A 13,968-nucleotide genomic window follows, 5' to 3' on the forward strand; every position below is an offset into this window, starting at 1 on the left:
AATGTGAGGGGATTGCTCGCGTCCCTGCCGAGCACTCAGGCCTTCCTTTTGGATGCTTGTTGTTTAACGCGGATCCGTAGTGGCTTGCCCTCCACATGCTCGATATCGAAAGCGTTTGTCTTGCGCACGAGATCGCTGAGCTTGCGAAAGCCGTAGGTTCGCGGATCGAAGTCCGATGCCAGGTTCGCCAATTGCGTGCCGATGGCCCCAAGCGGGACCCATCCGTCTTCGCTTTCCATCTGGGAGATGACCTTCTTGATAACGGGGGCCGCGGCGTTCGGTTGCTGGAGCGGAGTGGGCGTCTGAGCCGATTCCGCACCATTTGACGCGGCGATCGGTAGGAGGTTTTCCGTGTAGATGAACCTGCGGCATGCTTGACGGAAGCTTTCCGGCGTCTTTTGCTCACCGAAGCCGAAAACATCAGTGCCTTGCTCGCGGATCCGCGACGCCAGGCGTGTGAAATCACTATCGGACGAGACCAGACAGAAGCCATCGAAGCGACCGCTGTGCAACAGATCCATCGCGTCGATCACGAGGGTGATGTCAGACGCGTTCTTACCGGTCGTGTACGCAAACTGCTGCTGCGGTATGATTGCGTGACGCGACAGCACTTCGATCCATGCTCTCGATCGTGCACTGGCAAAATCCCCGTAGATGCGCCTGACGCTGGCCTCTCCGATCTTGGCGATTTCCTCAAACAGGCCATCGACAATTTTTGCCGATGCATTGTCGGCATCGATCAGGACGGCGAGGCGCGGAGATCGTGCTTCACCAGACATTGAACTCTCCTTTCACTTCCGCGGCGGCTCGAATGTGTTCCCAGCTCTTCGATATTTCGGCGTCATTGCGAACCAAAGGTTGGACCAAACTCCTTTCGACGGCATGACCGGCCAAATTCCAATGCCGATCTTCTCCTTCCATTAGGGCTCCTCTCGGATCGAAGCGACCTCAACGCGCCAACGAAAAGGCTAGACGCGGTTGTCGGTTTTTCTCCTTTGCCCCATTGCGAGGCGGCAGCCACGTTGACTGTGGGCGGCAGGATGGGTTTTGGCTCCGGCAATTTGTGTGGCAGTGCCATATACACCCCTGTTCCACCGTCAATCTCGCGGTTTCGCAGCTACCCCGGTTGTTGCCGGGGGATGCGAGACGGATCTGCCGGATCAAGCATCCTTGTCGAGTTCGGTTGCGTTTCGAAGAGCCTCCTGCATTCTTGAGCGCCAATGGGCGCCCGATGACTTGAACCAGTCGACCACGTCGGTATCGACGTTGAGGGTGAGTTTCGTCGTAGAACCGTCGGAGGGTAAAGCTTTCTTCTTGAGCGCTCGCGGACGTTCGAGAACCTGCTGTACCAAGTCGCCGGTAGCGTGTGTCGAATTAGCTCTAACCATTTGCCAGCCTTATGCCTTTCTGATGCCATTTCTCGCCCGAGCTGGCACGCGTTAGGAAGTGGTAGGATTCTCAAAGCAGCCTTTGTATGCTTCATACATGGACGCCCTCTGGCAAGGGCTTTATGCGGGGATTGAGTGATCGGTTGCTTTCAGGCGATCGAAGCAGGCCTCTCATTAGAGCAGGCTTAGGGCACATACCGGCCCCAGCCGGAACTGACCCCTCAAAGCCTTAACGGCTATTTCTTGGCACTCCTATCAATCGAGTGCCAAAGGTGCTATCTAAGGATTGCAGCCGCCCTATGTGCAGGCCGCAGAAAGAATCTCTATGAAAATCCGTCCACTCCATGACCGCGCCGTCATCCGGCGCGCGCAAGGCTATCTCCAATCCAAGGGCGGGATCATCATTCGCGACATTGCCGAGGAAAAGCCGCAGGAGGGCGAAGTGATCGCCGTCTGTCGAGGCTCCCGTAATGAAGGCGGCAAGCTGATTCCGCTCGACGCCAAGGTCGGTGATAGGATCTTGTTCGGCAAATGGTCCGGTACCGATTTCAGGATCGACGGCGAGGACCCCTGATCATGGACGAGCCCGACATCATGCCCCTCGTCGAAGAGACCGTCGCGGCCAAGAAAGCTGCCTGACAGTCGATTTTCCGACCCGCAATCTCAAGACCGAACTGGACGAACACAATGCCTGCCAAAGAAATCAAATTCTCCACTGATGCGCGCGATCGCATGCTGCGCGGTGTCGAGTTGCTCAACAACGCCGTCAAGGTGACGCTAGGCCCCAAGGGCCGCAACGTTGTCATCGACAGGGCCTACGGCGCGCCGCGCATCACCAAGGACGGCGTCACCGTAGCAAGGGAAATCGAGCTGGCCGACAAGTTCGAGAACATGGGCGCGCAGATGGTGCGCGAGGTGGCCTCTAAGACCAACGATCTTGCCGGCGACGGTACCACGACGGCGACTGTGCTCGCTGCCTCCATCCTGCGCGAAGGCGTCAAGCTCGTCGCCGCCGGCATGAACCCCATGGATCTCAAGCGTGGCATCGACCTTGCTGTCGCTGCTGTCGTCAAGGAACTCCGGGCGCGCGCCAAGAAGGTCGAGTCCACAGGCGAAATTGCGCAAGTCGGTACCATCGCCGCCAATGGCGACGCGACAGTCGGCGAGATGATCGCCAAGGCAATGGACAGGGTCGGCAATGAGGGAGTCATCACCGTCGAGGAAGCCAAGACCGCCGAGACCGAGCTCGACGTTGTCGAGGGCATGCAATTCGACCGCGGCTATCTCTCGCCCTATTTCGTCACCAATGCCGAGAAGATGCGCGTGGAGCTGGAGGACCCCTACATCCTCATCCACGAAAAGAAGCTTGGCAATTTGCAAGCGATGCTGCCGATACTTGAGGCGGTCGTGCAGAGCGGCAAACCGTTTCTGATCCTCTGCGAGGATGTCGAGGGCGAGGTTCTGGCGACGCTGGTCGTAAACAAGTTGCGCGGTGGCCTGAAGATCGCGGCCGTCAAGGCGCCGGGCTTCGGCGACCGCCGCAGGGCCATACTGGAAGACATTGCCGTCCTCACGGCCGGCCAGATGATCTCTGAGGATCTCGGCATCAAGCTCGACAACGTAACGCTCGACATGCTCGGCCACGCCAAGCGCGTGCTGATCGAGAAGGACACCACCACGATTATCGACGGCTCCGGCGATAAGGCGACCATCCAGGCGCGCATCCAGCAGATCAAGGCACAGATCGAGGAGACAACCTCCGACTATGACAAGGAAAAACTGCAGGAACGCCTGGCGAAACTCGCCGGCGGAGTCGCGGTCATCCGCGTCGGCGGCGCGACCGAAATCGAGGTCAAGGAAAAGAAGGATCGTATCGACGATTCGCTGAACGCCACGCGCGCAGCGGCTGAGGAAGGCATTGTTCCTGGCGGTGGTGTTGCCCTGTTGCGCGCGAGGTCGGTCCTGGTCGGACTGACCGGAGCGAATGCGGACGTCACGGCGGGCATCTCGATCGTGCTCAGGGCGCTGGAAGCTCCGATCCGGCAGATTGCCGAGAACGCCGGTTTCGAAGGCTCGATCGTCGTGGGAAAACTCACCGACAGCAGGAATCACAACCAAGGCTTTGACGCGCAGACGGAGACCTATGTCGATATGATCAAAGCGGGCATCATCGACCCGGCGAAGGTTGTGCGAACCGCTTTGCAGGACGCTGGCTCAATCGCGGCACTTCTGATCACTGCCGAAGCGATGATCGCCGACATTCCCTCAAAAGAATCTGCCCGGCCGGCCGGTAACGGCGGCATGGGCGGGATGGGATACTGAGAACAGTGCCCGAACGGCGTCGGTGCGCGGTTCGTTTATTGGTGTCGGTTGGGCAAGAGGTTTCCGATGCAGCAATTGTAGTGCAGCCATGCCTTTCGAACACAACTCCTGCCGCCGCCATCATCTGGAGAAGATGAAGTTGAGGGTGACGAACCCGGCACAACGAACCAGCATATTGCCGCAATCAGCAGAAACGGCCGGATGAAATGGCAGGCCTTCAACGGCTACGGCAAACGCTCGCTGCGGAGACCGCCATCGGACGATACAAATCCATTATCAGGCGGCGTTTACGGGCCGGTCGCTTCCCGTTCAGCAGACCGAAGTCGCCCTCGGCTGCGCAGTCCTAAAACGAATGCTTGCCGTGCGCACGCCCGAAAACCGTCCGCAAGGCAGCCACGGCATCGTATGCCACTTCAAAGATTCCCATCCGTTCAGGTGCGGGTCTCTGCACCAAACCTGTGCAGCGGGCTTCGCGTCGCGCTCAGTATGTATTGAGAACGTCGAGGGCTTGGTCTGCATTCTCACGATTGAGGCCAGTCATTCTCCACGCATCGACCTTCGCAGGCTTGCCGCTAAAGACGTGGTAGATCGTCCAGGATCCGTCCACTTCAACACGTCGGCCGAATTGATAGCGGCCATGAATTTGGTGTGGCGCGTGGCCCTCGTTCTTCCAGCGTATAATGGTGCGTGCATGCTCTCGGTGGGGCATCGTCGTTCTCCTGTTCTTCGTATCGCAGTGAACCGCTCGGTTACGCCCAGCGGTATCTTTAAGCGTGTGGCAGCGAGTTAGGAATGTTCCCGGCACCATCCAATGTGATGATGCGTTCAAGTTCGTCGGGTTCGATCGCGATCAAGCGCATGCGATACTGATTTTCTATCGTTGCCGGCACTTTGATAAAGGTCGCAACGCGTCGGTAGGCAAGCCAGGAAAGGCCTTCGATGAGGACCTCGTCTTCGTCCACGTCGTAGTCGCCGGCCGCGAACGTTTCCACGGTGTCGGGCAACTGGAAGGGCCGATTGAAGTGGATGGATCGATGGTTGGTTCGATTGAACATGATGTCTCCTTCCGACGCCGGCGTATGCGCGGCGGCGGGGTCCTGCTTGTGTGTCGAGAATTCAGGGGATTGGGGCGGTGCGAAGTTCTACGGCGAAAGCCACATTCGGCCAAATCAACTTGTCTATAGCATAGCGGGTCGATTGAGTTCCAATTGAGGCGGTTGTGCCTGTCGGTCGACGTGAACTCTCCTATTCGTTCCGATGTTTCTCTGGAGGCTGCGACACCTGTCCCACCGAGCGATGGCCAGGTGCCATCGTGCGAGGAAAAAGCCGCGTATCCGCTGCGAATGTGGTAAGCTCTTTGTTTGGAATTGGGGACGCCATGTCCGAGCCGAACAAGCTCTACGAAAGCGACATCATCACCCTCCATAAGGCGCCGCTGATCGGCACGCTCTGCCTGGAATGCGACGAGGGCCCGATCGAAGTGGCCCTGAACCGAACGGCTGCCGAGACGTTGCAAAAGGCGCTTCTGCGGTTTCTTGCCCGCAATTGATGATCTGACCATGCGGGCCCCCGACCGTCGCTGGTCGCCTTCAATGAAGGAGAGCCACAATGTCCTCCCGCTTGGTCTTTTCACTGTTGCTGGTGGCAGTGTCGGTTATCCTTGTCTGGGCATTCAGACCGCCTCAGGGCGACGCCGATGGTCGTCCTCCCATGCAACATGCAGCGACCGGGCAGGCCGTAAACACCGACGTTGGACCGCGACTTAGCGAAACGCTTGTCCGCAACCGCTGAAATGACTATCTCGATTTACCGAATCCGCACGGTTGAGCCGCTAAACCAGCCCAGGCGCCAATGCCATTCCCGCGGGAGCTACGAGCATTGCTCGCCGATCACTCCGATGACGATAGGCATCTGCAAACTCTAGGACGTGGCGTAAAACAACAGGCCCAGATGGTCAGCAGGACACCGGCGCCTGCGACCTCGCCTTACTGTCGTCACCGCGCGAACCTCTGCAACCAATGTGTCGATCAAGGTGCAGTATGATCGCGATCAAGATCGCAATGAGGTAATCCGAGATACCACGATCGCCGAGCCGCCGTCCGCAAAGACAAGGAGGGGAACAATACAGCATCGGAAGTGTTTATTTATCAACCTTCCGCGGCGCTTGGAAGGGAGGAGAGGCCGGGAAGAAGTGCTTTCAGCGTTTCGTTTCCGGCCTTTTTACGCGGAGTGCATTTATTAGGTGGAGGCAGTCATGAACCTCGCGAACCTCCAGATCGAAGGGCTACTGATGGCGATTGCTTCCATCAATCACGTGTTGGTTCGGCGCGGCCTGTTATCGGCCGAAGACATCGAGATCGCATTGCGAAAGGCTGAGGCGATCGAGACAGGTGGCGAAGCCTGGCAGGGACTGTCGCCGGTGCATCGTGATGCGATCAGTTTCCCGATACTGCTACTGCAACTCGCTAATCGCTGCCAGCCCGAGGCGGATCTTCCATGCTTTTCCGAGTTGGCCGGCATGGTCGGCAGAATGAAAGCCCCGGGCGAAGATCAGGGTAGAACGTTCTCGAAGTAGGGACGACGGTCGACTGTAACTAGGTACGATGGCGCCGTCCGCTAACCCTCTAACCCTCTAACCCTCTAATACCTGACCGCCCTTCACGGGCAGTCAGACGACCAGGCCCGTAGCCTGGAGGACCGCTCCTTCCGGATTGAGACTTCGCTTGCGAGGGAGAAGGCTCCGTCCTCAAACCTTTTCATATTTGTCCGCTACTCGGACTAGCGTTCCCAGCGGCCTTCGTATTTGAACTCCGGGGCCGTCTTGAGCTGATCCTTGGTCGCGTCCATCACCGCCGTCCACTTCTTGTCGTTTTCGACGTATGTGATTTTGACGGCCTTCGGGCTCACGATTACATAGCGATCTCCCATCCCCAGAAACCCGCCAACCGACACGATGTACCCCGTCAGCTGGTCGTCCGACAGGATCAAATCCTTGATCTCCCCGATCGCCTCGTTGGCATTGTTGGTGACGTTGAGATTGATGAGATTGTAGCTCAGCACATCGGTCGGCTTGGCGGTGACGAAGGTTTCGGTGGTCGTGGTTTCGGCCGTCTGCGCGGCAGCCGTTCCTACGATCATCGCAGTCGCAGCAAGAGCAGTCAGAATAGGTCGCATGGTCCCACTCCTTTGAGCATGTTCATGAACCCGGAAACGCCCTGATGTGAGCAAAAGTTCCAACGACCTCAGTTAATTACGCCGGTTTCGTGCACCGCTATTCGAGCCAATATGGGGGCTGCGGGGATTCAGAATCGTTCATGCCAGGCAGTCCTGTTTGAGTTACCTCCAATTGCCTTCGGCCCGATCCCAGTCCATGGGCGTTTTCTCTTGGTTTGCGTCTATACAAACAACTCACAACGTCGGAATTGGTGCGAGCCGTCGCCCGGACGGCTCGAGATCTGTATCGAGATCTGCCGCGCAGCTCGGTTATCGAGATCGCTGATCATGTGGCGTTGCGCGCAGGTCGTCGATCGACCGCGTGGTACATTGGCACTTTCAAGGGCAGACAAATAGGACTATATAGCTAGACAGTCTAGCCAAAATGGAGCGAAACTATGGAATGGCAACTGCAGGACGCCAAGAACCAATTCTCGAAGGTGGTGCAGAAGGCGCGCCATGAAGGGCCGCAGACTGTCACGCTGCGCGGTGAGCGCACGGCCGTCGTGCTGTCCGCTCACGACTACGACGCTCTGCGCGCCGGCCGGCCAACGCTGGTCGACGATCTGCTTGGCGGTCCTTCTTGGGACGATCAGCTCGCTGATGTGGTGACTGTACGCGTCAAGACGCCAAGCCGCGATGTGGCCTTCTGATGTATCTGGTTGACACCAACATCGTTTCAGAGGCGCGACGCGGCACGCCGCAGGCGGTGTCTTGGCTGCGCTCTGTCGATCCGCTCAGCATCCACCTGAGTGCGCTCACCCTCGGCGAAATCATGTGCGGCATTGCCCTGAAACAGAGGTCGGATCCAAAGACTGCCGCGCACCTGACCGAATGGTTGCGCAAGCTGCGCCACGACCATGGCAACCGCATTTTGCCGATAACCGCCCAAATCGCGGCCGAATGGGGCCGCATCGCGGCAATCCGCCCTCGCGGCGATATTGACGGGTTGATCGCCGCGACTGCGATCGTCCACGATCTCATCCTTGTCACACGCAACGTCAAGGATTTCGAAGACACAGACGCCTCCGTGATCAACCCTTGGGAGAAGTCGGCGTGAGGCGTCGGTCACCCGTTGTATGCCGGATTTATTGAGTCCATTCGACGGAAGTACCGGTTTCCTGTTTTCGATCTGCGGACTTATGCGCCCCATGTCTTTGACACCGATTTTGTTACCGTTGATGGGGACGGGAGGCCTTCAGACGACGGCTGATCCAGCTCTTATCCGCGGGTTGGTTACCGCACTTCCGTAATTCGTTTTGGGCCATCCCTGTCTAAAAGTCGGGCGTTGGAATCTGATATCCGGCCACATAGAGTCGCCGGGAATTCCCCACCGCGGCCCATCCCGTCTCTGTGCTGCCCTGATGTCCGCCGAGGCTCCGGCGCGGGCAAAGCCCCTCAATGAGGCGGCGCCCCGTGCTGGGGGCAGCCCACAGGGACGCTGCCATCTCGCGATCGCCGCAACGACATGGGTTTTTCTTGCCCGCAGCCTTCAGGCGCCGTTAGCGGTCGCACAGCCGTGTATGCACTTTCCAGGCGATCTCCCGCACCGCCTTCGGCAGACCCTCAAGCCGGACGCGAATGGTTTCCGTCACCCTGGCGGGGTGGCGATAGCTCCAGGCGCCTAAACAGGACGCGGCGCGCGCGGCGGTTTCCGGCCAGCGCCCCTTCTGCCCAGCGCCGGAAGCGTGCACTGGCATTGACCCCGCCAAAGCCGAAGCCATTTCGATGGCGTATTCGTGTGCTTCGTTCGCGACGAAATCGATACCGTCGGCTTCCGGATCCGGAGCATTCAATTTCAAGGTCCGTGGTTCGATCTGGTTGATGAGCGCCAGAACCGTGAATATGGCCTTCAGTCCTCCGGCCGCGCCGAGCAGATGTCCCGTGGCCGATTTCGTCCCGCTGACAGCCACGGTCCTTTTTGGAACCAAAAACGCCCTTGATCGCCCTGATTTCACCGAGATCCGACCGGTTCGAGGTGGCGTGCGCGTTCAGATGACCGATCTCAAGCGAAGAAATTCTAGACGTACGGCCTCGTAGACGCTCTCTCCCGAACCGGGCGGTAATTAAAGCTGGTCCTTATTCGCGCCGAGTCATCGAACCAGCTCAGCCTTCAGGCGACATCGTCACCACGCGCAATGCGTCTGACTTCGCTGGCCGCCGCGTCGAGGATCCCTTGCGACAAATTCTCGTCTTCCATGATCCGTGACAGCGTAACCGCCCCCACCATGAGTGACAGTATGGCCATTGCCCTACTGCTGGGATTAGAGGCCTTTTCGTCGCCGATCAGTTCATTCAGAACTTCAAAGTGAGCCCGGATCCCGTCTTCAAATGGGCGCCTTACCTCTTCGCTCTGGCGAGCCGCGTCCGATCCCAACGCCACCAGAGGGCAACCCTCTGCTTTTTCGCCTCTGTGGTCCGAGGAGAGATAGAACTCCATGACGGCTTCAAGCGGATCCGGACTGTTCGCCGCCGCCGCTGACCATCTTCGGGTAGCACTTTCCATTGCGCGCCTCGAGGCCAGCGCAGCAAGGTCGTCCTTCGACGCGAACTGCTTGTAGAAACCACCTTGGGTAAGGCCAGCACCCTTCATCAGATCCTTGAGCCCGATGCCATCGAAGCCATGTTCTCGAAAAAGACGACTTGCGACGTTGATCACCGTCTCGCGGTTCTCCTCGGCCTGTGCCCGGCTCACTCTCATATCGACCTCCGTTTAGATTTAATTTGACATCTATAACGCAATTAGAGTTAGATCGCAATCTAAATTATCCTTATCACCGGTCAAGAAGAGAAACTGAAAATGAAACCCAAACATGTCCTGACGATCGTAGGTCTCGTGGCAGCGGCAGGGGCAGCCGGTGCCTTTTTCATGGTTTTCGAACCCGCCAGACGGGAGGCCGAGGCTGCCGACCCAAGGACAGCTTCACCACTGGTAAGAGTGGCTGAGGCGGCGAGGACTGGAACAGCGGAACGCTCGTTTACCGGCGCGGTCGCTTCCCGGGTACAGAGCAATCTCGGATTTCGAGTTCCGGGCAAGATCGTTGAGCGGATGGTGGATGTGGGACAGCAGGTCAGGCAAGGTCAGGCTCTGATGCGCATTGACGAGACCGATCTCCAGCTTGCGCTGACAGCGAAGCGCAATACCGCTACCGCAGCACGGGCCGTTCTGACCCAGGTGCAAGCAGACGAGAAACGCTATGCGGTGCTGGTGAAAAATGGCTTGGCAGCCACTCCACAACGCTATGAACAAGCTAAGGCGGCGCTCGACACGGCCATGGCACAACTTGCAGCAGCTGAAGCGGAAGCCGAGGTCGCGGAAAACGCGGCCAGCTATAGCGCTCTTCTAGCAGATTCGGATGGAATTGTCGTCGATACTCTCGGAGATCCCGGGCAGGTCGTTGCAGCGGGTCAGACCGTCATTCAACTTGCCCAGGCGGGGCCGCGTGAAGCTGTTGTCTGGCTACCAGAGACCCTGCGGCCGAAGATCGGTTCCGAAGCGCAGGCCAGTGTCTATGGAGGCGGGGGTCTAAGCGGCAAGGCAAGGCTGCGACAGATTTCCGATTCTGCCGATCCCCAAACTCGGACTTACGAGGCGCGTTATATTCTCGAAGGCAACGCGGCCTCAGCCCCGATTGGCTCGACTGTGACAATCAGAATTCTGGATGCTGACCGCCAATCGGAGGTTGCCGTGCCAGTCGGCGCCATTCTGGACGACGGTAGTCGGACAGGTGTCTGGGTGGTCGATAACACATCTTCATCCGTGAAGTTTACGCCGATCGAAGTGAAGCGGATCGGCGAAGAGACGGCGTTTGTTATCGGAGTGGGGGTTGGCCAACAGGTTGTCGCTCTCGGCGCGCATCTGCTTGAAAATGGCGCGACCGTCAGGGTTGCCCCGAAGCAAGAGGTGACAAAGTAATGAACCTCAACCTTTCCGCCATCGCCGTTCGCGAACGCGCCGTTACCTTGTTCTTCATCGTTCTGCTAGCAGCTGCGGGCGCCTACGCCTTCGTTAAGCTGGGACGCGCCGAGGATCCCTCCTTCACCATCAAGACATTGACAGTCACATTGGTTTGGCCGGGTGCCACAGCGCGCGAAATGCAGGATCTTGTGGCGGAGCCCCTAGAGAAGCGTATCCAGGAACTCACATGGTACGACCGTGTCGAGACGACAACGCGGCCAGGCTACGCATTCCTCACAGTTACGCTCAAGGACAACACGCCAGCATCTGCCGTCGAAGAGGAGTTCTATCAGGCTCGCAAGAAGCTCGGTGACGAAGCCCGAAATTTGCCCCCGGGCGTTATTGGACCGTTTGTCAACGACGAGTATTCCGATGTCAGCTTCGGCCTTTACGCATTGAAGGCGAAGGGGATGCCGATGCGCGACCTCGTCCGGCAGGCCGAGGTCATCCGCCAGGATCTCCTGCATGTCCCCGGAGTTAAGAAAATCAACATTCTCGGAGAGCGCCCAGAACAGATCTTCGTCGAATTTTCCTATGCCAAGCTGGCAACACTTGGAATATCGGCGCAGGATATCGCTGCTGCTTTACAGAGACAGAACACAGTCACGCCCGCGGGCTCAATCGACACCAGAGGGCCACAGGTCTTTATCCGGTTCGACGGGGCCTACAATAGCGTGCAGGCGATTGCCGACACGCCCATTGTTGCTGCTGGACGAACACTTAAGCTCTCCGATCTGGCCGATGTGCGACGCGGTTATCAGGACCCCGCAACCTATGTCATCCGCCATGAGGGCGAACCCGCGATCATGCTGGGCGCGGTGATGCAAGCGGGCTGGAACGGACTGGATCTCGGCAAGGCGCTTGAGGCTCGGTCCGCCGCGATCGCGCAGACACTGCCGCTGGGCATGACTCTCACGAAGGTCAGCGATCAGGCCGTGAACATCGATGAGGCGGTCGGTGAGTTCATGCTCAAGTTCGCAATGGCGCTTGGTGTCGTTCTGTTCGTAAGCCTGGTTGCACTGGGCTGGCGTGTCGGTATCGTCGTGGCCCTTGCCGTGCCGCTCACACTTGCGGTTGTCTTCCTCATCATGCTGGAAACAGGGCGGTTTTTCGATCGCATTACGCTCGGCGCCTTGATCCTTGCACTGGGGCTTCTGGTTGACGATGCCATCATCGCGATAGAAGTCATGGTCGTGAAGATGGAAGAGGGCATGGACCGCATCAAGGCGGCCGCCTATGCCTGGAGCCATACCGCGGCGCCGATGCTGTCGGGCACGCTGGTCACGATCATCGGACTGATGCCCGTGGGTTTCGCAAAATCAACGGCTGGCGAGTACGCTGGCAATATCTTCTGGGTCGTCGGTTTCGCGCTGATCGTATCCTGGATCGTCGCGGTGACGTTTACGCCCTACCTTGGCGTAAAGATGCTGCCAAACATCAAGCCAGTCGAGGGCGGTCATCACGCCATCTACGATACGCCGAACTACCGTCGCCTGCGTTCCGTCATCGAGTTCGCCGTCCGGCATAAATTTATGGTATGCGCCGTGGTTGGCATCGCCATGGCCGTCTCGGTCGTCGGGATGGGCGGTGTGAAGCAGCAGTTCTTCCCGACATCGGACCGCCCCGAGGTGCTGGTTGAAGTGCGCATGCCCGAAGGCACGGGCATCGAGGCCACATCATCGGCGGTGAAGAAAGTCGAAGATTGGCTACAGGCTCAGCCAGAGACAAAGATCGTCACTAGCTATGTCGGGCAGGGCGCACCCCGGTTCTTCTTTGCCATGGCTCCGGAATTGCCAGATCCCGCCTTCGCCAAGGTCGTCGTGCTGACGCCGGATGCCCATGCACGCGAAGAACTGAAGCACCGCCTTCGTGCCGCAATATCGGAGGGTCTTGTTCCCGAGGCCTCCGTGCGCGTGACCCAGCTCGTATTTGGACCGTATACGCCGTTCCCAGTCGAGTTCCGGATCATGGGGCCTGATCAGGATGAACTCTACAAGATTTCCGAGCAAGCTCTGGCAATTATGAAAACTGTGCCCGATGTCCGTCAGGCCAACCGGGATTGGGGCAACCGTACGCCGGTGTTACGCTTTATTTCGGATCAGGAGAGGCTTAATCTGATCGGTCTTTCACCGTCGGAGGCGGCTCAGCAGATGCAGTTGCTGCTCAGCGGTATTCCTGTCACACAGGTTCGCGACAATATCCGCAACGTGCCTGTCGTCGCACGCAGCGCTGGCGAGAATCGCCTCGATCCATCAAGGCTTGCCGACTTTTCGCTGATGAGCCGGAATGGCCGCCAGGTTCCCCTGGATCAGATCGGGCATTCCGAGATCCGCTTCGAGGAACCGATCCTGAAACGCCGCGACCGGACCCCGGTCATCACCATCAGGTCGGACATCAACGAGGCGACACAGCCTCCGGAGGTCTCGCAACAGGTCATGAAGGCCCTTCAGCCGCTGATCGCATCGCTTCCAGTTGGATACCGCATCGAAATGGGCGGCAACATCGAGGAGTCCCTGAAGGCCAACGTTGCCCTTGTGCAGGTTTTCCCACTGATGATCACAGCTATGTTGATCGTCATCATCCTGCAGGTTCGCAGTCTATCGACAATGACAATGGTGATGCTGACCGCACCGCTTGGTCTTGCCGGAGTGGTTCCGACCTTGTTCTTGTTCAATCAGCCATTCGGCTTCAACGCTATTCTCGGATTGATCGGGCTCGCAGGCATCCTGATGCGAAACACGTTGATCCTCACTGAGCAGATCAAGGAGAACCAGGCGGCTGGTCTCGATGGCTACCATGCTGTCATCGAAGCCACTGTGCAGCGCACGCGCCCTGTCATCCTGACTGCTCTCGCGGCAATCCTGGCCTTCATACCTTTGACCCATTCGGTGTTCTGGGGGTCGATGGCTTATACTCTGATCGGTGGCACAGCGGCAGGCACAGTGATGATCCTGCTCTTCCTTCCGGCCCTGTATGCCGTGTGGTTCCGTATCAAGCCACCCAAAGCAGATGGGAAAGAGGAAACGGTCGAACATCTGGCACAGCCGATGGCGCTGGCGGCAGAATAGGGGCGTCCATGCCACGTAT

The 13,968-nt window shown here is 58.4% G+C and carries 12 protein-coding genes and 3 pseudogenes; 9 read left to right on the plus strand and 6 right to left on the minus strand.

Annotated elements, in window-relative coordinates; translation table 11 throughout:
• Positions 1-35: 35 nt before the first annotated feature.
• Positions 36-779, minus strand: a complete 744-nt coding sequence (locus C6558_RS27405) for an NYN domain-containing protein (RefSeq protein WP_057213483.1) — start codon at positions 777-779, stop codon at positions 36-38.
• Between the two features lie 381 nt (positions 780-1,160).
• Positions 1,161-1,388 (minus strand): BrnA antitoxin family protein, encoded by a 228-nt coding sequence (locus tag C6558_RS27410; RefSeq protein ID WP_057213486.1) that lies wholly within the window; start codon positions 1,386-1,388, stop codon positions 1,161-1,163.
• Positions 1,389-1,713: 325 nt separating this feature from the next.
• Here C6558_RS27410 and C6558_RS27415 point away from each other — a divergent pair.
• The 3 genes and pseudogenes from C6558_RS27415 to C6558_RS27425 all read left to right on the plus strand — a co-directional run.
• Positions 1,714-2,027 (plus strand): annotated as a pseudogene (locus C6558_RS27415) (co-chaperone GroES).
• A 48-nt stretch (positions 2,028-2,075) separates the two neighbouring features.
• The gene (gene groL / locus C6558_RS27420; RefSeq protein ID WP_057213490.1) at positions 2,076-3,710 is read left to right on the plus strand and encodes a chaperonin GroEL; all 1,635 of its coding nucleotides are present in this window, start codon (positions 2,076-2,078) and stop codon (positions 3,708-3,710) included.
• Between the two features lie 135 nt (positions 3,711-3,845).
• A pseudogene (locus C6558_RS27425) lies at positions 3,846-4,099 on the plus strand (IS5/IS1182 family transposase); the annotation flags it as partial.
• A 378-nt stretch (positions 4,100-4,477) separates the two neighbouring features.
• Here the strand turns inward: C6558_RS27425 and C6558_RS27435 are convergent.
• Positions 4,478-4,765: a hypothetical protein gene (locus C6558_RS27435; RefSeq protein WP_057213496.1), complete on the minus strand. Its 288-nt coding sequence runs from the start codon at positions 4,763-4,765 to the stop codon at positions 4,478-4,480.
• A 323-nt stretch (positions 4,766-5,088) separates the two neighbouring features.
• Between C6558_RS27435 and C6558_RS40050 the strand changes: the two genes are divergently transcribed.
• A complete protein-coding gene (locus tag C6558_RS40050) occupies positions 5,089-5,259 on the plus strand; it encodes a hypothetical protein (protein ID WP_156407934.1) in 171 nt (56 codons plus the stop codon).
• A 705-nt stretch (positions 5,260-5,964) separates the two neighbouring features.
• Positions 5,965-6,285: a hypothetical protein gene (locus C6558_RS27445; RefSeq protein ID WP_057213503.1), complete on the plus strand. Its 321-nt coding sequence runs from the start codon at positions 5,965-5,967 to the stop codon at positions 6,283-6,285.
• 203 nt (positions 6,286-6,488) lie between these two features.
• On the opposite strand, the gene C6558_RS27450 is transcribed toward C6558_RS27445, so the two are convergent.
• Positions 6,489-6,884: a PRC-barrel domain-containing protein gene (locus C6558_RS27450; protein WP_057213506.1), complete on the minus strand. Its 396-nt coding sequence runs from the start codon at positions 6,882-6,884 to the stop codon at positions 6,489-6,491.
• Between the two features lie 437 nt (positions 6,885-7,321).
• Here C6558_RS27450 and C6558_RS27455 point away from each other — a divergent pair, with 437 nt between their 5' ends.
• On the plus strand, positions 7,322-7,576 hold the full coding sequence (locus C6558_RS27455) for a type II toxin-antitoxin system Phd/YefM family antitoxin (RefSeq protein ID WP_057213508.1): 255 nt from the start codon (positions 7,322-7,324) through the stop codon (positions 7,574-7,576).
• Positions 7,576-7,983 carry a type II toxin-antitoxin system VapC family toxin gene (locus C6558_RS27460; RefSeq protein ID WP_057213511.1) on the plus strand — a complete coding sequence of 136 codons (408 nt, stop codon included), beginning with the start codon at positions 7,576-7,578 and terminating at the stop codon, positions 7,981-7,983. The genes C6558_RS27455 and C6558_RS27460 overlap by 1 nt, the downstream gene beginning before the upstream one ends.
• Before the next feature lie 605 nt (positions 7,984-8,588).
• Here C6558_RS27460 and C6558_RS27465 read toward each other — a convergent pair.
• Together C6558_RS27465 and C6558_RS27470 are read right to left on the minus strand one after the other, a co-directional pair.
• Positions 8,589-8,942 (minus strand): annotated as a pseudogene (locus tag C6558_RS27465) (beta-ketoacyl-[acyl-carrier-protein] synthase II); the annotation flags it as partial.
• A 94-nt stretch (positions 8,943-9,036) separates the two neighbouring features.
• Positions 9,037-9,624 carry a TetR/AcrR family transcriptional regulator gene (locus C6558_RS27470; RefSeq protein WP_057213517.1) on the minus strand — a complete coding sequence of 196 codons (588 nt, stop codon included), beginning with the start codon at positions 9,622-9,624 and terminating at the stop codon, positions 9,037-9,039.
• A 99-nt stretch (positions 9,625-9,723) separates the two neighbouring features.
• Here C6558_RS27470 and C6558_RS27475 point away from each other — a divergent pair, with 99 nt between their 5' ends.
• Both C6558_RS27475 and C6558_RS27480 read left to right on the plus strand, forming a co-directional pair.
• Positions 9,724-10,839 carry an efflux RND transporter periplasmic adaptor subunit gene (locus C6558_RS27475; RefSeq protein WP_107027998.1) on the plus strand — a complete coding sequence of 372 codons (1,116 nt, stop codon included), beginning with the start codon at positions 9,724-9,726 and terminating at the stop codon, positions 10,837-10,839.
• The gene (locus tag C6558_RS27480; RefSeq protein WP_057213523.1) at positions 10,839-13,949 is read left to right on the plus strand and encodes an efflux RND transporter permease subunit; all 3,111 of its coding nucleotides are present in this window, start codon (positions 10,839-10,841) and stop codon (positions 13,947-13,949) included. Before C6558_RS27475 ends, C6558_RS27480 begins: the two co-directional genes overlap by 1 nt.
• Positions 13,950-13,968 lie beyond the last annotated feature (19 nt).

The sequence above is a fragment of the Ensifer sp. NM-2 genome (assembly GCF_003024455.1).
Lineage (GTDB): Bacteria > Pseudomonadota > Alphaproteobacteria > Rhizobiales > Rhizobiaceae > Ensifer > Ensifer canadensis.